The organism is Achromobacter sp. RW408, assembly GCF_003184165.1.
Taxonomy (GTDB): Bacteria; Pseudomonadota; Gammaproteobacteria; order Burkholderiales; family Burkholderiaceae_B; genus Achromobacter; species Achromobacter xylosoxidans.
Window position 1 is genome coordinate 114,142 of sequence record NZ_QHHO01000046.1, and the last position, 15,769, is coordinate 129,910.

Below are 15,769 nucleotides of genomic sequence, written 5' to 3' on the forward strand. Positions count from 1 at the left end.
GTCAATCCACCGAAATGTTCTTCTGCCGGATCACCGCGCCCCAGCTGTCGTACTGACGGCGCGCGTAGTCATAGAATTCGTTGGACGAGCTGCCCATGGGCTCCATGCCTTGCAACTTGAGCTGCTTGACCACCTCGGGTGACTTCAACGCCGCCTGGATCGCGCCGCTGAGCTTGTCCACCACCTCGCGCGGCGTGCGCGCCGGGGCCACCACCCCTTGCCAGGCGGCGGCCTCCAGCGGCGGCCCGCCGCTCTCGCCGAAGGTCGGCACCTCGGGCAACTGCTCCGAACGCTCGTACGCCGGCACCGCGATGGCACGCAGCTTGCCTGCCTCGATCAACGGCCGCGCCGCGGCCAGGTCCGCCATCATCAGCGGCACCACGCCCGCGGCCACGTCCTGCAAGGCAGGCGGCGTGCCCTTGTAGGGAATCGCGGTGGCCTTGGCGCCGAACATCGACAGGAACAACTCCATCGCCAGATGGTGCGGGCTGCCCACGCCCAGCGACGCATAGCTGGCCGTCTTGTTGCGCGACAGGTAGTCCATCACGTCGGGCATGTTGTCCAGGTCGGAAGCCGGCGAGGCCACCAGCACGATAGGCAACGCCACCAGGGTGGAGACCGGCGTCAGGTCCTTCCACGGGTCATAGGGCAGTTGCTTGTACAGCCACGGATTCAGGGCCAGCGTGCTCATGCCCGCGGTCATCACCGTATAGCCGTCGGGCGCGGCGCGCGCGGTTTCCTGGGCCGCCACGATGGTGGCGGCGCCGGGCCGGTTCTCCACCACCACCGGCTGGCCCAGTGCCTGGCTGACATGCTTGGCGACGATGCGGGTGGCCAGGTCGCTGCCGCCGCCAGCGCTGAAAGGCACCAGCCAGCGGATCGGATGGTCGGGAAAATCGCCGGCCCACGCGGGCATGGCGCTCGCCGCGAGCGCGGCGGCGGCCAGCGTCCCCAGCGCGCGGTGGATGAAACCTCTTCTGGACATGCGGTTGTCTCCTGGTGTTCTTTATTTAATTAACATATTAACTATATTTTCGGCAGGCGGCGAGCATGGCATGCGGGGCCGATCATGGGGACAGCATCATGGCGATACGCCGGTTGCCGCTCAAGCGCGGGCCGCGGCCAGCCAGCGCAGGCCGGCGGATGTGGCGGCCGCCGGGCGATACTCGCAGCCGATCCAGCCGGCATAGTCCAGTTCGCGCAGCACCGAGAAGATCCAGCCGTAGTCCAGCTCGCCACGGTCGGGCTCCTGGCGCAGCGGCACGCCGGCGATCTGCAGGTGCCCAACGCGTCCGGTGGGCAGGTACTGGCGCAATTTGGCGGTGACGTCGCCCTCGACGATCTGGCAGTGGTACAGGTCCATCTGCACCTTCAGGTTGGGCGCGTTGACGGCCTGCACCACCTGGTGGGCCTCGTCCTGCCGATTGAGGAAATAACCGGGAATGTCGCGCGTGTTGATGGGTTCGATCAGCAGCGTCACGCCGGCCGAACGCGCCTGGCGCGCGGCCCAGTCGAGGTTCTCGCGGTAGCAGTCCAGCATGGCGTCGCGCGCGACGCCATCCGGCGCCACGCCGGCCATCACGTGCACCTGCGAGCAGGCCAGCACAGTCGCATAGCCCAGCGCCTGCTCGATACCGGCGCGGAATTCGTCCTGGCGGTCCGGCAGCGCGGCCAGCCCGCGTTCGCCGCGCGCGCTCACGCCCGGCGGGGCATTGAACAGGACCTGCGACACGCCCGCGTCATCCATGCGCTCGCGCACGAAGGCGGCAGGCGCCTCGTAGGGAAACATGCATTCCACGCCCGCGAAACCGTCGGCCGCGGCGGCCGCATAGCGGTCCAGGAACGCATGTTCCGGGTACATCATCGACAGATTGGCGGCGAACTTCAGCATGGCGGACTCCGGGGCGGACGGCATGGCTGGAACTTAGCATATCCGCCCGCGGAATCCGGCTTCGCCGGCACGCCTCAATAGGTCATGCGCACGCCCAGCATCACGCTGCGGCCCGGCAGCGGCGCCACCGAGGAGATGAACGAAGCGTGGTTGTACGCCAGTTTGTTCAGCAGGTTGGTGCCGCGCAGATAGACTTCATAGCCGGTCGCGCCGTAGCGGCCGCGATACGCCACCACCGCGTTGACCAGGTTGTAGCCCGGCGTGCTGCTTTCGTAGGCGGCAATGTCCTTCTGCGAAAACACGCGGGCGTATTCGATGCCGCCCGACCATTGCTGCCACTTGACGTTGCCGCGCAGGCCGGCGCGCGCCGCCGGGATGCGCGGCAGGTTGCCGTCGCCGCCGGTCAGCTTGCCGCGCACATAGTCGCCGAACACCGCCGCCGAGAACACCGGCGTGAACTGGTGCCGCAGCTCGCCTTCCACGCCGGTGAATTCGGCGTCGCGCTGGGTGTACTCGATCAGGCGGAAGTCCTCGTAGCGGTCGAGCGTGTCGGCGTAGATGTAGTTCTTGACGCGGTTGTGGAACACGCTGGCCGAGAAGGTGGTGTCGCCGGCGTGCTTGCGCAGGGTCAGGTCGATGTTGTGCGAGGTCTCGCGGCCCAGGCCCGAGTTGCCCAGTTCGTAGGTGTTGGTGGCCAGGTGCACGCCATCGGCGTACAGCTCCTGCGCGCTCGGCAGGCGCTGCGAACGCGACAGCGACAGCGCCACGGAATACTGCGGCGCGAAGTCCCAGATGGCGGCGGCCGACAGCGAGGTGCCCGACAGGCTGCTGCGCGAGGCGCCGCCGGACGGCGCGATGCGCTGCCAGTCCTGGCGCGCGCCGACTTCGAAGCGCCAGTCGTTCAACTGGTATTCCTCCAGCACGAACAGGCCGTTCGAACGGGTCCGGCTGCGCGGCAGGAAGGCTTCCTCGCCATCGGCGCGGAAGTCGCTGTAGGCATTCTGCAGGCCGATCACCCCGCGCCAGCCGGCCACGGGCTTGTGCTGCAGTTCCACGCGCAGGTCGTAGCCCTTGTTCTTGAAGCGGGTGCCGACCTGGCCGCCCTCGATCTCGTCATGCTGGTAGTCGGTCAGTCCGCCACGCACGCGGATCTTCTCGAAGCCGGCGAAGGGATCCTGGTATTCGGCGCGCAGGTCCAGGCGGTTGCTGCGCAGCTTGACGTAAGGCACGCCGCCGTGTTCGTGATCGTGGTCATGGTCGTGGCCTTCCTCGCCTTCGTCGCCATGGTCGTGGTCGTGGCCACCGCAATGCAGATGGGTGCCGTGCGGATGGCAGCTTTCATACTCGTGGTTGTGGCCGGGCAGGCCGTACTTGCTTTCCAGGTGCGTGAACGCCAGGCCCACATAACCGCGCGGCGTGATCCACGACATGCCGACCGTGCCCTGGGAGGATTCGCTGTACGAACCCTCCAGCTTGCCGCCGGGCCAGTCCGGCACGTCGTAATCGCTGGTGCGCCGCTTCATGCCTTCCACCCGCACGGCGAACTGGCCCTCGCCGGCGGTGATGCCCACGGCGCCGGCGCGCTCCTTGGTGCCGGTGGCCCCGCGCAACTCGGCTTCCATTTCCACGCCCTTCTCCGGCACGGCGGTGGGTATCTTCTTGTCCACCACGTTCACCACGCCGCCGATCGCGCCGCCGCCGTACAGCAGCGTGGCCGGGCCGCGCAGCACCTCGATGCGCTCGGCCAGCAGCGGTTCCACCGTCACCGCGTGGTCCGGCGAGATGCCGGACGCGTCCATCACCTCGGAACCGTCGGACAGCACTTTCACGCGAGGCGCGGTCTGGCCGCGGATCACGGGGCGGCTGGCGCCGCCGCCGAAGGTGTCGCTGTTCACGCCCGGCTGGCTTTTCAGGGTTTCGCCCAGCGTGCCGGCGCGCCGCTCGACCAGCTCATCGCCTTCCAGCACGGAAGCCGGCAGCATGGTGCTGTTCAGGTCCAGCCCCAGCGGATTGGCCGACACGGTGATCGGCGCCAGCGTGCGGTTGCGCGACGGGTCGGCCTCGGTTTCGGCCTGCGCCACCGGCGCGGCCAGCATCAGCGAGCAAACCAGCGGCTTGAGCGCCCGCGCGCCCCGGCTCCTGCCCGCCCCGGCCGCGTTCCACCTGCCGCGCAACGCCTGCTTGTCCTGCGTCTTGCCTTTCATCTTTACCCTCATTGATGTTATATCATTACAGAAAACTTAAGGATGATATAACATCTCAGAGACAAGACAAGCCGATTCCCGGGAATCGGCCCTGCCGGCAACACTCAGCCGGACGCCAAGCCAAGCACCGCCTGCAGCACCGCCACGCGGCTCTGGCCCAGCACCGCGCCATGCCAGTCGGGCGCGTCGCAATAAAAGGCCTCCAGCGTCGTGCGCAGGATCTGGTCGCGCAACGTCGGCGCCGCGTCGGCATGCGCGCGCAGCCAGTTGCGGCCCCGCAGGGCATCGATCACCTGTTCGGAGGGCTGCGTGCCGTACTCCAGCGCCATCAGGGTGGGCACTGAATTCGGACAAGCCTGATAGATCAGGCCCGCCAGGTGCCCGGTGATGTCCACCGAGGCCGACGTGCCCTGGTAGGGCACGGCGATGTCGGTCCCCCACCAGCGGCGGGCGCGCTCCACCTCGGCATCGTCGCGGCGGCCAGCGTAGATCTTTTCGCCATGTCCGCGCGGTCCCAGCCCCGTATGCACATCGATCCAGCCGATCCGCGCAAAGCCGGCGGCATGTTCCTGGAGGATGCGGCGCAAGTTCAGCAGCGACGCGGCCGGGCGGTCGCCGCCATAGAACAGGCCGTCGGCGTGCGTGTACTGGCCGCGTGTCACGGCCTGCTTGAAGGCCGGCAGGCCGTGCTCGTCGATATGGGCGGCGATCTGCGCGCGATTGGCGTCCGACGGCGGCCATTGCGCCGGCAGCAGCAGTTCATGGATCTGCCCGTAGCCGGGATTGGCGGGCAGCGGCTGGCCGTCGAACGGCTGGGCGTTGCGGTTCAGGTCGACATTGCCTTCGTCGGTGCGCGCGATCCACGAGAAACCATGCGGATTCACCGCATGCACCAGCAACAGCGCCACGCCGGCCTGGCGCGCGCGTTCGAGCATCTCGGCGTCGTCCAGCAGGGCCAGCTGGCAACCCGAGCCACAGAAGCCTTCCACGCCATGGGTGGCGGAGGTCATGATCAGCAACCGCTTGGCGTCGGCATCGCCGATCAGGGCGACGTCGGTGGCCAGGTCCTCGCCTTCGCGCCCCTTGGGCTCGATGGCATAGGACGCGAAGCGCGTGGCCAGCGGCCGGGCTGCGGCGGTGAAGCGCTCGCGCGCCAAAGCATAGCTGCGGGAAAAGTAAGGGCTAGCGGATTGCATCAGGCCTCCTGGTTGTCGATATCGTCGCCGGTGCGGTCGCGGATCCAGAACAGCACCACCGTGGAAAGCGCCACCGCCACCATCAGGTACCAGGCAGGCGCCATGGGATTGCCGGTCACGTGCAGCAGCCAGGTCACGAAGAACTGCGCGAAACCGCCGAACACGGAAATCCCCAGGCCGTACACCACCGACATGCCGGTGGTGCGCACGGATTTGGGGAACAATTCGGGCAGCATGGTGATGCCGGGCGCCGACTGCATCGCCAGCAGCACCGAGAGCAGCGCCACCACCAGCATCAGCCGCGCGCTGCTGGGCGCCGCCACCAGCCACTGGAAGCACGGCAGCAGCACCGCCACGGTCGTCACCCGCGACCAGAAGATCACGCGCTTGCGCCCCACCCGGTCGGCCAGCATGCCGACCAGCGGCGCGCACGCAAAGCCGACCACGCCCACCACCACGCTGGCCGACAGGGTCGAGGTCGCCGGCAGGCCCAGCTCGCGGTGGGCGTACGACGGCATGTAGAAGCCGATGATCTGCGCGCACACCATGCCGCCGATCATCAGCAAGATGCCCTTGGCCACTTCGGTCTTGTGCTCGGCGAAGACGCGGCGCAGCGGCTGGTGGCCAGCGGCGCTCGGCCGGCGCGCCCCGGCCTCCTCGACATGCAGCGTCTCTTCCAGGTTGCGGCGGATGTAGGCGCCCACCGGCACCGTCAGGATGCCGATCACGAACGGCACCCGCCAGCCCCAGGCCTGCATCTGCTCGGCGCTGAGCGCGGCGGTCAACGTGCCCACCACCACCGCGCCCAGCGCCACGCCGAGCGACTGGCTGCCGAACTGCCAGCTGGAATAGAAGCCGCGTCGCGACGGCGGCGCGTGCTCGACCAGCAGCGTGGTCGAGGCGCCGACCTCGCCGCCGGCGGCAAAGCCCTGGATCAGCCGCGCCAGCACCATCATGACCGGCCCCAGCAGGCCCATCTGCGCGTGCGTGGGCGCGGCGGCGATCAACGCACAGCCCAGGCCCATCAGCCACAGTGTCAGCGTCATGGCGGCGCGGCGGCCATGACGGTCGGCGTAGGAACCGATCAGCATGCCGCCCACCGGCCGCATCAGGAAGCCGACGCCGAACGTGGCGGTGGTCAGCAGCAGCTGGCCGTAACTGGAGGCCGCCGGAAAGAACAGCGGCCCGATGACCAGCATCAGAAAAGTGAATACAGTGAAGTCGAAGAACTCGAGCGCGTTGCCGATGGTGGTGCCGGCGATGACCCGCCGGCGCATGGAAGGCGTATGCAGGCTGCGCGCGCCGGCGCCGGCCGCGATGGCGATAGACATGTTTTCCCCTTGATGTCCGATCTCTGTGCCGGCCCGTGTTTCCGGTAACCGTGCCTAGTGAATATACGGATGGCCCGCGAAACGCAAAAGACAGTATTTTTGGCGCAGTGATGACTTTTACTTATAGCCCGCCGTGCCCGCTCCGATGAACCTGCGCCAGTTGCGCGCCTTCGTGCTGATCGCCGAACACGGCAGCATCCGCGCCGCCGCCCGCGCCCTGTGCGTGACCCAGCCGGCGGCCACGCGCAGCCTGCGCGAACTGGAACAGAGCCTGGGCGCCGAGCTGGTGCGGCGCAGCGCCAAGGGGGTCGAACTGACGCCCTACGGCCAGGCGCTGCACAAGCGCGCCGTGCTGATCCTGCAGGAAGCCCGGCGGGCGCAGGAAGACATCGACCAGATGCGCGATGGCGAAGGCGGCACGCTCAACCTGGCCATCAGCTCATCGGTCTTGCCGATACTGCCGGCCGCGCTGGCCGCGTTTCGCGCCCGCATGGCGCGCGTTGCCGTGGCCTTCCATGAAGTCGCGCCACCCTACAGCCACGAACAGCTGGAAACCGGCCGCTACGACCTGGTGGTGCAGACCGAATACGACGGCGACATCTACGACGGCTTTGCCCGCACCACGCTGTTCACCCTGCCGCTGGCGGTGGGCGCGCGCGCCGATCATCCGCTGCGTCACGCCACCGACCTGGCCGAACTGCGCGACCTGCTGTGGCTGATGCCCGGCAATACCCAGACGCCCACCAATCTGCTGCGCCTGGCCTATGCGGAACGCGGCCTGCCGCCGCCCACCGACGTGATTCCGTGCCAGTCCATCGCCATCGCGCTGGCGATACTGGACCAGAGCGACGCGGTGGGCTTTTTCGTGCGCAACGGCCTGCACCGCGTGCTGGCGCCGACGTCCTTGTGCATATTGCCTCTGGCGCATCCGCTGCCGGCGGCGCGGGTGTCGATCCTGACCCGGGCGGATTCGCCGCCGACGCCGGCCGCGCAGTTTTTCATCGAGTGCCTGAACCGCGCCCGCGCGCCGGCCTGATGCGGCGGGTTATCATGAGCCCCCACTCCCAGGGCGGTGACCCGCCTTGCTTACGCGGCCCCATGCCATGGCGTTTCCCCGACTCAACACGCCCCCCACGCTGACCGATACGGTGGCCAAGCAGTTGCTCGCCGAGATCGACGCGGGCCGCGTGCTGCCCGGCGAAAAGCTGCCCACCGAAACCCGCCTGGCCGAGCAGTTCGGCGTCAGCCGCACCGTCATCCGCGAAGCGGTGTCGCGGCTGCGCCAGGACGGCATCGTCGAGGCGCGCCAGGGCAGCGGGGTGTTCGTCACCGGCCACGACGGCAACCGCGCGCTGCGCATCGACGCGGCCGAGCTGGCCTCGCTGGACGCGGTGCTGCACATCGTCGACCTGCGGCGCGCGCTGGAAACCGAAATCGCGGCACAAGCCGCCGCCCGGCGCGGCGAGCGCGACATGGCGGCCATCGACGACGCGCTGGCGGCCATCGCCACCGCGGTCGACAACGGTGGCGACGGCGTCAAGGAAGACGTGGCCTTCCACCGCAGCATCGCGCGCGCCACCGGCAATCCGTACTTCCTCGCCACGCTGGCGTTCGTCAGCCAGTATCTCGAAGCCGCCACCCGCGTCACGCGCGGCAACGAGGCGCGCCACGCCGACCAGATGCGCGCGGTGCTGCGCGAACACGAAGCCATCGCCGAGGCCATCCGGCGCCAGGACGAGGACGCGGCGCGCGAAGCCGCCCGCATCCACATGGTCAACGCGGCCAAGCGCCTGCGCCTGGCGCATCGCTGAACGCGCCCGCCTTCGAAGGCGCGGCGCAAGGGCCGGCGATCGGTCCTCAGGCAGTCGGGCGGAACGCCCGCGTGAAGAAATCGGCGCCCCCGAAATTGCCCGACTTCAAAGCGATGCTGATGCGCGCCTGCACCGCCTGCGCGTACCCGGCGCACCACGGCACCCCGGGATCGATCTGCTCGCCGATGGCCAGTTGCGCCAGGCCCAGCGCCCGCACCACCGCGCCCGAGGTCTCGCCGCCCGCCACGATCAGCTGCCGCACCCCGAGCCGCGCCAGGCCCACCGCGATCCGCGCGATCGCGTCCTCGACCAGGGCGCCGGCGCGGGCCGCGCCCAGGCTGGCCTGCGCCGCCTGCACCGCGTCGGGCCGGGCGGTCGAATAGATCAGGATGGGACCGTCGGGCAAGCGCGGCGCGGCCCAGGCCAGCGCCTGCGCCACGACGTCATCGCCCGCGTCGATACGCAGCGGGTCCAGCGCCAGCGCGGGCCGGCCGGTCGCGATGAACGCGGCCACCTGCCCCTGGGTGGCGGTCGAGCAGCTGCCCGCCACCACGGCCTGCGCGCCCGCTGCGCGCGGCAGCCCGGCGGCGGCGCCCGGCGCCAGCCCCCAATTGCCAGGCAGGCCGATGGCCACGCCCGATCCCCCGGTCACCAGCGGCAGATCCTTGGCCGCCGAGCCCAGCGCCAGCAGGTCGTCGTTGGAGATGGCATCGACGATGGCGATCTCCACCCCCGCCTGCCGCAGTTCGTCGATGCGATCATGAATCGCGCGGGCGCCACGCGCCACCACCGCGTAGTCGATCAGGCCGACCTTGCGCCGCGTCTGCGCCGCCAGCACGCGCACCAGGTTCGCGTCGGTCATTGGCGTCAAGGGATGATCCCGCATGCCCGATTCGTTCAGCGGCACGTCGCCGGCGAACAGATAGCCCTTGAACACCGTGCGCTGGTTGTCGGGAAAGGCCGGCGTGGCAATGGTGAAATCCGTATCCAGCGCCGTCATCAGCGCATCGGCGACCGGACCGATATTGCCCGCGGGCGTGCTGTCGAAGGTCGAGCAGTACTTGAAATAGATCTGCCCGGCGCCCTGCGCCCGCAGCCAGGCCAGCGCCGCCAGCGATTGCGCCACCGCTTCGGCGGCCGGCAGCGTGCGGGTCTTGAGCGCCACCACCACCGCGTCCGCCGGCGTCTCGAGCGGTCCGGCCGGCACGCCGATGGCCTGCACGGTGCGCATGCCGGCGCGCACCAGGTTGTTGGCCAGGTCGGTGGCGCCAGTGAAGTCGTCGGCGATGCAGCCCAGTTTGATCGTCATGCGGACTCCGGCAAAGTGATTCCGGGGAAGATCTTGATGACTGCGCTGTCGTCTTCGCGCCCGTGCCCGGCGGCCGACGCCTGCATGAACATCTGGTGCGCGGTGGACGCCAGCGGCAAGGGAAAGCTGCTGTGGCGCGCCGTGTCCAGCACCAGCCCCAGGTCCTTCACGAAGATGTCCACCGCCGACAGTGGCGTGTAGTCGCCCGCCAGCACGTGCGCCATGCGGTTCTCGAACATCCAGCTGTTGCCGGCGCTGTGGGTGATGACCTCGTACAAGGCATCGGCGTCGACGCCTTCGCGCAGGCCCAGCGCCATGGCCTCGGCCGCAACGGCAATGTGCACGCCGGCCAGCAGCTGGTTGATGATCTTGACCTTGCTGCCCGCCCCGGCGCGCTCGCCCAGCCGGTAGACCTTGCCCGCCATCGACTCGAGCACGTTGCCGCAGGCGGCATAGGCGGCCGCGGTGCCGGCGGTCATCATGGTCATCTGGCCGGCCGCGGCCTTGGCCGCGCCGCCCGAGATCGGCGCATCCAGGTAGTGGATGCCCAACGCCGCCAAGCGCGCCTCCAGCGCGCTAGACCAGGCCGGGTCCACCGTCGAGCACATCACGAATACGCTGCCGGGCCGCATGGTCGCCGCGATGCCGCCCTCGCCGAACAGCACGCTCTCGGTCTGCTGCGCGTTCACCACCACGCTGACCACCACCTCGCAGGCGACGGCCATGTCGGCCAGCGTCGCGCAGGCCACGCCGCCTTCTTCGGCGAACGCCGCCGCGACGCCCGGCCGGATGTCGTAGGCATGCACCCGGCAACCGGCGCGGCGCAGGCTCTGCGCGATGCCCGCCCCCATCGCGCCCAGGCCGATCACGCCGACCGGGCGCATTTCGTTGACGTCGCTCATGCCTGCCCCCGCAAGTCGTCGCCGATGTAGGCGCGGATGATCTCGGCGAAATCGCTGTCGCCCTCCAGCCCCAGGCGCGCCGCCCGCGCCGTGTCCCACCGGCCCGGCCAGCTGCCGACGATGGCCTGCACCCGCGCATCCGCCTGCCAGCGGATGCGGTCGGCCACCGCGTCGCCCGCGATCTCGCGCAAGGCCCGCACCATCTCGGCCGCCGTCACCGAGACGCCCGGCAGGTTGATCGGCCGGCGATCCGCCACCGCCCCGGCGTCCAGTTCGCAACCGGCGATCAAGGCCTGCACCGCCCGGCGCGGCGACAGCAGCCACAGGCGAGTGTCGGCGGCCACCGGGCATGCCGCCGGCTCGCCATTGAGCGGCTCGCGGATGATGCCGCTGGCGAACGACGAGGCCGCCGCGTTGGGCCGGCCCGGCCGCACACTGATGGTGGGCAGGCGCAGCGCGCGGCCGTCGACGAAGCCGCGGCGCGTGTAGTCCGCCAGCAGCAGTTCGGCAATGGCCTTCTGCGTGCCATAGGAGGATTGCGGATTGAGCGCGGTGTCGTCACGCACCGTTTCCGGCAGGGCGCCGCCGTAGACCGCGACCGAGCTGGTGAACACCACGCGTGGCCGCTGGCCTTGCCGACGGCAGGCCTCCAGCAAGGCGCGCGAGGCATCCAGGTTGATGCGCATGCCCAGGTCGAAATCGGCCTCGGCCTGGCCGCTGACGATGGCGGCCAGGTGGAAGATCACCGCCGTATCGGCGCCGATCAGGGATCGCAGGCAATCGGGATCCGCGACATCGCCCTCGACCGAACGCACGCGCGTGTCGTTGATGGCGTCGGTCCGGGTCACGTCGAGCAGGTCGATCTGGGAGATCGGCACGCGCTCGCCACCCAGGGCCAATCGCCCCTGTTCCAACAGCTTGCGCGCCAGGCGCTGGCCCAGGAAGCCGGCGCCGCCGGTAATCAGTATCTTCATCGCTCGCCTCCCGCGAGATAGGGTTTGGCCCAGCCGAGCCCCGCCGTCGTGGCGCCCTTGGGCCGGTATTCGCAGCCGATCCAGCCCGCGTAGCCCAGCGTGTCGACCAGCGCCAGCAGGTACGGGTAGTTCAGTTCGCCCAGGTCGGGCTCGTGGCGGTCCGGCACGCCGGCGATCTGGATATGGCCGATGCCCGCCATGTCGCGCCGCAGCTTCACCGCCAGGTCGCCCTCGACGATCTGGCAGTGGTAGCAATCGAACTGCACCCGCAGGTTGTCGGCGCCGACCTCGGCGCGGATGGCCTGGGCCTCGTCCTGGCGCGTCAGGAAATAGCCGGGCATGTCGCGCGGATTGATCGGCTCGATCACGATGGTCACGCCAGCGCTGGCGGCCGCGCGCGCGGCGCTTTCCAGGTTGCGCAGGTAGGCCTGGCGATGCGCGGCGCGCTCCTGCCCGGCCGGGACCCGTCCCGCCATCACGTGCAGGCTGCGGTTGCCCAGCGCCGCGGCATACTCCAGCGCCCGGTCCAGGCCGCGGCGAAACTCGTCCTCGCGCCCCGGCAGCGCGGCGATACCGCGCTCGCCGGCCGCCCAGTCGCCCGGCGGCGCGTTGAACAGCGCCTGCGTCAGGCCGTGCGCCTGCAGCCGCGTCCGGATCTCGGCGGCCGGATGGTCATAGGGAAACAGAAACTCCACGCCCTGGAAACCATCGCGCGCGGCGGCGGCGAAGCGCTCCAGGAACGGGTGTTCCGCATACATCATGCTCAGGTTCGCGGCCAGGCGCGGCATGTCGGCTCCTTCAGGTCGTGGCGGGCGCCGTCGGCCCGCGCGATGCGCGGATCAGTAGCGCGCCCCGAACACGGCGCGCAATTCCTCGATCGCCGTCTCGGACAGGGGCGCGGGCCGGGGCTCGGACATCAGCCACAGGCGCGCGGTCTCTTCCAGCTCTTCCAGCGCATGGGATGCGTGCGACACCGACCGCTCCCACACCACGGGCCCCAGGCGCTCGAACAGCACCCCCCGAACCTGCGCCGCCAGCGCCGCCACCTGCGCGGCCGCGACCGGATCGCCCGGCCGCCGATAGGGGATCAGCGGAATGCGGCCCACCTTCATCACCTGGTAGGGCGTGATCGGCGGCAATACCTCGTCCTGGCGCCAGACGCCGGCCAGCGTCAGCGCCACCAGGTGCGTCGAATGCGTATGCACCACGCCGCGCGCGGCGGGATCGGCCTGGTAGATGCCCCGGTGCAGCGCCAGGGTCTTGGAAGGCTTGCCGCCCGAAACCGGATTGCCGGCCAGGTCCACCTTGGCCAGCCCGGCCGGATCGAGCCGACCCAGGCAGGCGTCGGTGGGCGTGATCAGCCAGCCGTCATCCAGGCGCGCGCTGATGTTGCCGGCCGCGCCGACGGTATAGCCGCGTTGGTAGAGACTGGCCCCGACGGTGCAGATCTCCTCGCGGATACGGGTTTCCAGGCTCATGGCGCGCCCCGCGCAGGGCGGTGACGGACAGCGGAATAGTCTTGCGGCATGCGCGCCTCCCTCGGCATAGTCATATGGTCATCATACAAATTTTGCCGAAAAAGCCGGTAGCGGGATTACCCGGTAGCGCGAGCCTTGCCTCGTCCGTCGCCCCCTCGTCCGTCCACCCGTTAGCGAGCGACGGCCCTCACAGCGAATAGCGGTAGTCGCAATTCAAGGTCGCCTTGAGCGGATTGCCCGCTCCCGAGGCGGTCGGGCCGCCCGGCCGCGGCCCGGTCAGCCTGGCCTGGAAGGTGCCGGCCACATCCCCGTTGGCAACCTTCCTGACCGCGACGGTGCCCGGCAAGGCGTACAGCGTCAGCGGCCAGGCGTCGTCGGAGGCGACAAGGGTGAAGACGCCCAGCGGAAAATCCGCCACCACGTAGGCCGGGGCATCGCCCGAGTCGAAGCCCTGCGTCGCGTTTCCATAGGTCAGCGTCAGGTTGAGCTCCTCGGACGACGGCGACGGAATGGCGCCGCGCAGCGCCACCTTGCCGCTTTCCGAAACGCACGACAGCTCGGCCGGCGCAGAGCCGGCGTGGGCCGCGCCGGCCAGCAGCAGGCAGGACAGAAACCAGGGGGCGGACAGCTTCATGTGACGGGATTCCTTGCGGCGGCCGGACGCGGCCGGGGGGCGATCATCGAGCCGCCATATTAGCGGCCAAATGCCCGCCAGCCCACCGGCGGCAGGCAATGCCAGCGTTCGCATACAAGTCGTAATACGCATCGCCGTCGATGAGGCTAGGATGCCGTCATCGATCCGCCGCTTCCCGGAGCCCGCCCATGACCGTTGTCCGATCCCTCGCCTGCGCCGCGCTGCTGCTGGCGGCCGCCGCCTCCCACGCCGAAAGCGTGGCCCTGCGGGCCGAAAAAGCCACCGCCGGCGTCGACCCGCAAACCTCGATGCGCTATGTCGACGTGGTGCTGCATCCCGACAGCCGCCAGGCCCTGGCGGACTTCACCCGCGACCGCGTCGGCAAGCGCATCCAGCTGCGCTCGAACGGCGTGCTGCTGTCCTCGGCCACGCTGCAAAGCCCGCTCGAAGGCGACAGCTTCCGCATCGTCGCGGGCGAGCATGGCTTCGCCGGCAAGTCCGCCGACGAGATCGCCAAGGGCATCATGCATGGCGGCGGCCTCACGGTGGATGACGAAGGCTCGACCCCGGGCGACATCGGCACCCGGCCCAGCAAGCGGTCCGCCCCGGCCGGGGGCAACTGAACCACCGACCGCGTGCCTCCGGCGGGCGTCAGCGCCCCGCCGCCGCGTCGACGAAGGCCGCCAGATCGCGGTTGAACCGCTCGGCCTCTTCCACGAACGGCGCGTGTCCCGACGCCGCATATACCGAGCCGCGCACGCGCGGATTCAACTGCCTGGCGCGTTCCAGCGACGGCTCGGCGCGCACCAGCGCATCGCGCGCGCCATAGATCAGCCATAGCGGCTTGCGCATCGCGCCCAGGCCCTGGCGGGCCGCGATCGTCATCCGCGGCACCGCGGCCTGCATCCCGGGCGACGCCAGGGCGGCGTTGGCCAGCAGCCGCTCGAACGTGGCCGTGTCCGGCTGCGTCTCGAAACACAGCGCCAGGAAGGCGCGTTCGGCGTCCAGGTGCCTCTTCAGGTCGGTCGACGCCATGCCGCGATACACCTCGGGATGCGGCGCGATCTGGCTGGCGTCCAGTTCGATCACGCCGCCCACGTAGACCGCGCCGGCGACATCGCCGTCGCCGTACGCGGCCAGGTAGTTGGTCGTCACGGCGGCGCCCAGCGACCAGCCCACCAGCACCGGCTGGCGCGCGCCCGACGCGGCGATCACGGCCGCCAGGTCATCGGCCCAGCGCCGGCCATCGGTGTAGGCCTGCGGCGCGATCGGTTTGCCCGACTGGCCGTGGCCGCGCAGGTCGTAGGCGATCAGGCGATAGCGCTGCAACAGGGGGCTGGACAACTGCGCCTCCCAGCTGAGGCGGCTGCCCAGCAGGCCGTGGACGAAGACGATGGCGGGGCCGGCCGGATCGCCGGACTCCTGGATGGCAAGCGTCACGCCATCCGGCGCGACGGCGGTGTACTGGCGATCATCGGCCACCGCCACGGCGCTCGCCGACAGCAGGGCGATCATCGCCAGCAGGCGACGGAATTGACGGAACAAAGGCTGGCCGGGCATGGGGCTGACTCCTGGATGGCAAAAGGGGAATCGCAGTCTCGACCCTCACACCGGTGTTAGAGTCAAGCGCCCGGCTCGTGAAACTTCGCCATGACACTCCCGCCCGCCGCCAAGCCGATGTCGATCGGCGCCCTTGCCCGCGCCACCGGCGCCAGCCTGCGTTCGATTCGCCATTACGACGCGCACGGCCTGCTGGCCTCCTCGCGCGCCGACAACGGCTATCGCCACTTTGCCCCCGCCGCGGTCAGCCAGGTGCGGCAGATCCAGCGCCTGATCGCAACCGGTTTCAGTCTCGCCGAGATCCAGGGCTTTCCCGATTGCATGCGCATGATCGAGGGCGCGGCCGCCTGCCCGCAGACCTCCGCAGTGCAACGCCAGCGCCTGGCCTCGGTCGAACGGCAGATCGCCGACCTCGAACGTCGCCGCGCCCGCCTGCGCCAGATGCTGGCCGAGGGCGCCGCGGCCTCCCCCGAATAGCC

At 69.8% G+C, this 15,769-nt stretch carries 16 protein-coding genes; 4 read left to right on the forward strand and 12 right to left on the reverse strand.

Annotation, left to right across the window (positions count from 1 at the left end; all coding sequences use genetic code 11):
• Position 1: 1 nt before the first annotated feature.
• The 5 genes from DK459_RS10535 to DK459_RS10555 all read right to left on the reverse strand — a co-directional run bounded on the left by DK459_RS10535 (position 2) and on the right by DK459_RS10555 (position 6,622).
• Positions 2 to 985 (reverse strand): tripartite tricarboxylate transporter substrate binding protein, encoded by a 984-nt coding sequence (locus DK459_RS10535; protein ID WP_054482057.1) that lies wholly within the window; start codon positions 983 to 985, stop codon positions 2 to 4.
• 120 nt (positions 986 to 1,105) lie between these two features.
• Positions 1,106 to 1,891 (reverse strand): 2-oxo-tetronate isomerase, encoded by a 786-nt coding sequence (otnI, locus tag DK459_RS10540; RefSeq protein ID WP_024070612.1) that lies wholly within the window; start codon positions 1,889 to 1,891, stop codon positions 1,106 to 1,108.
• Between the two features lie 74 nt (positions 1,892 to 1,965).
• Positions 1,966 to 3,987: a TonB-dependent receptor domain-containing protein gene (locus DK459_RS10545; RefSeq protein WP_233256811.1), complete on the reverse strand. Its 2,022-nt coding sequence runs from the start codon at positions 3,985 to 3,987 to the stop codon at positions 1,966 to 1,968.
• 212 nt (positions 3,988 to 4,199) lie between these two features.
• A complete protein-coding gene (locus DK459_RS10550) occupies positions 4,200 to 5,291 on the reverse strand; it encodes a M14 family metallopeptidase (RefSeq protein WP_110134708.1) in 1,092 nt (363 codons plus the stop codon).
• Complete coding sequence (locus tag DK459_RS10555; protein WP_024070615.1) at positions 5,291 to 6,622, reverse strand: MFS transporter; 1,332 nt, start codon at positions 6,620 to 6,622, stop codon at positions 5,291 to 5,293. Before DK459_RS10555 ends, DK459_RS10550 begins: the two co-directional genes overlap by 1 nt.
• A gap of 133 nt (positions 6,623 to 6,755) precedes the next feature.
• Here DK459_RS10555 and DK459_RS10560 point away from each other — a divergent pair, with 133 nt between their 5' ends.
• Both DK459_RS10560 and DK459_RS10565 read left to right on the forward strand, forming a co-directional pair.
• Entirely contained in the window at positions 6,756 to 7,658 is a 903-nt protein-coding gene (locus DK459_RS10560; protein ID WP_223203263.1) for a LysR substrate-binding domain-containing protein, read from the forward strand.
• A gap of 67 nt (positions 7,659 to 7,725) precedes the next feature.
• Entirely contained in the window at positions 7,726 to 8,433 is a 708-nt protein-coding gene (locus tag DK459_RS10565) for a FadR/GntR family transcriptional regulator (RefSeq protein ID WP_006389979.1), read from the forward strand.
• Between the two features lie 46 nt (positions 8,434 to 8,479).
• Here DK459_RS10565 and otnK read toward each other — a convergent pair whose 3' ends face one another.
• The 6 genes from otnK to DK459_RS10595 all read right to left on the reverse strand — a co-directional run bounded on the left by otnK (position 8,480) and on the right by DK459_RS10595 (position 13,730).
• Complete coding sequence (gene otnK, locus DK459_RS10570) at positions 8,480 to 9,742, reverse strand: 3-oxo-tetronate kinase (protein ID WP_054443579.1); 1,263 nt, start codon at positions 9,740 to 9,742, stop codon at positions 8,480 to 8,482.
• The gene (gene ltnD, locus DK459_RS10575) at positions 9,739 to 10,644 is read right to left on the reverse strand and encodes an L-threonate dehydrogenase (protein WP_054443580.1); all 906 of its coding nucleotides are present in this window, start codon (positions 10,642 to 10,644) and stop codon (positions 9,739 to 9,741) included. The genes otnK and ltnD overlap by 4 nt, the downstream gene beginning before the upstream one ends.
• The gene (denD, locus tag DK459_RS10580; protein ID WP_054438991.1) at positions 10,641 to 11,618 is read right to left on the reverse strand and encodes a D-erythronate dehydrogenase; all 978 of its coding nucleotides are present in this window, start codon (positions 11,616 to 11,618) and stop codon (positions 10,641 to 10,643) included. The genes ltnD and denD overlap by 4 nt, the downstream gene beginning before the upstream one ends.
• A complete protein-coding gene (gene otnI, locus DK459_RS10585; protein WP_049050810.1) occupies positions 11,615 to 12,406 on the reverse strand; it encodes a 2-oxo-tetronate isomerase in 792 nt (263 codons plus the stop codon). The genes denD and otnI (DK459_RS10585) overlap by 4 nt, the downstream gene beginning before the upstream one ends.
• A 51-nt stretch (positions 12,407 to 12,457) precedes the next feature.
• On the reverse strand, positions 12,458 to 13,096 hold the full coding sequence (locus DK459_RS10590) for an aldolase (protein WP_047992051.1): 639 nt from the start codon (positions 13,094 to 13,096) through the stop codon (positions 12,458 to 12,460).
• 187 nt (positions 13,097 to 13,283) lie between these two features.
• Positions 13,284 to 13,730, reverse strand: coding sequence for a hypothetical protein (locus DK459_RS10595; RefSeq protein ID WP_024070622.1), 447 nt, complete (start codon positions 13,728 to 13,730; stop codon positions 13,284 to 13,286).
• A 188-nt stretch (positions 13,731 to 13,918) separates the two neighbouring features.
• On the opposite strand from DK459_RS10595, the gene DK459_RS10600 reads away from it, so the two are divergent.
• Positions 13,919 to 14,353 carry a hypothetical protein gene (locus tag DK459_RS10600; protein ID WP_054471234.1) on the forward strand — a complete coding sequence of 145 codons (435 nt, stop codon included), beginning with the start codon at positions 13,919 to 13,921 and terminating at the stop codon, positions 14,351 to 14,353.
• Between the two features lie 28 nt (positions 14,354 to 14,381).
• On the opposite strand, the gene DK459_RS10605 is transcribed toward DK459_RS10600, so the two are convergent.
• Entirely contained in the window at positions 14,382 to 15,290 is a 909-nt protein-coding gene (locus tag DK459_RS10605; protein ID WP_070540062.1) for an alpha/beta fold hydrolase, read from the reverse strand.
• A 90-nt stretch (positions 15,291 to 15,380) separates the two neighbouring features.
• Between DK459_RS10605 and DK459_RS10610 the strand changes: the two genes are divergently transcribed.
• Positions 15,381 to 15,767 carry a MerR family transcriptional regulator gene (locus DK459_RS10610; RefSeq protein ID WP_020926032.1) on the forward strand — a complete coding sequence of 129 codons (387 nt, stop codon included), beginning with the start codon at positions 15,381 to 15,383 and terminating at the stop codon, positions 15,765 to 15,767.
• The last annotated feature ends 2 nt before the right edge of the window (positions 15,768 to 15,769 follow it).

Coding starts and splice junctions, on each gene's coding strand:
- otnI (WP_049050810.1), bottom strand. CDS start 12,406: ATGCCGCGCCTGGCCGCGAACCTGAGCATGATGTATGCGGAACACCCG.
- DK459_RS10535 (WP_054482057.1), bottom strand. CDS start 985: ATGTCCAGAAGAGGTTTCATCCACCGCGCGCTGGGGACGCTGGCCGCC.
- DK459_RS10565 (WP_006389979.1), top strand. CDS start 7,726: ATGGCGTTTCCCCGACTCAACACGCCCCCCACGCTGACCGATACGGTG.
- DK459_RS10590 (WP_047992051.1), bottom strand. CDS start 13,096: ATGAGCCTGGAAACCCGTATCCGCGAGGAGATCTGCACCGTCGGGGCC.
- ltnD (WP_054443580.1), bottom strand. CDS start 10,644: ATGAGCGACGTCAACGAAATGCGCCCGGTCGGCGTGATCGGCCTGGGC.
- DK459_RS10550 (WP_110134708.1), bottom strand. CDS start 5,291: ATGCAATCCGCTAGCCCTTACTTTTCCCGCAGCTATGCTTTGGCGCGC.
- DK459_RS10595 (WP_024070622.1), bottom strand. CDS start 13,730: ATGAAGCTGTCCGCCCCCTGGTTTCTGTCCTGCCTGCTGCTGGCCGGC.
- DK459_RS10610 (WP_020926032.1), top strand. CDS start 15,381: ATGACACTCCCGCCCGCCGCCAAGCCGATGTCGATCGGCGCCCTTGCC.
- denD (WP_054438991.1), bottom strand. CDS start 11,618: ATGAAGATACTGATTACCGGCGGCGCCGGCTTCCTGGGCCAGCGCCTG.
- DK459_RS10545 (WP_233256811.1), bottom strand. CDS start 3,987: ATGCTGGCCGCGCCGGTGGCGCAGGCCGAAACCGAGGCCGACCCGTCG.
- otnK (WP_054443579.1), bottom strand. CDS start 9,742: ATGACGATCAAACTGGGCTGCATCGCCGACGACTTCACTGGCGCCACC.
- DK459_RS10605 (WP_070540062.1), bottom strand. CDS start 15,290: ATGCCCGGCCAGCCTTTGTTCCGTCAATTCCGTCGCCTGCTGGCGATG.
- otnI (WP_024070612.1), bottom strand. CDS start 1,891: ATGCTGAAGTTCGCCGCCAATCTGTCGATGATGTACCCGGAACATGCG.
- DK459_RS10555 (WP_024070615.1), bottom strand. CDS start 6,622: ATGTCTATCGCCATCGCGGCCGGCGCCGGCGCGCGCAGCCTGCATACG.
- DK459_RS10600 (WP_054471234.1), top strand. CDS start 13,919: ATGACCGTTGTCCGATCCCTCGCCTGCGCCGCGCTGCTGCTGGCGGCC.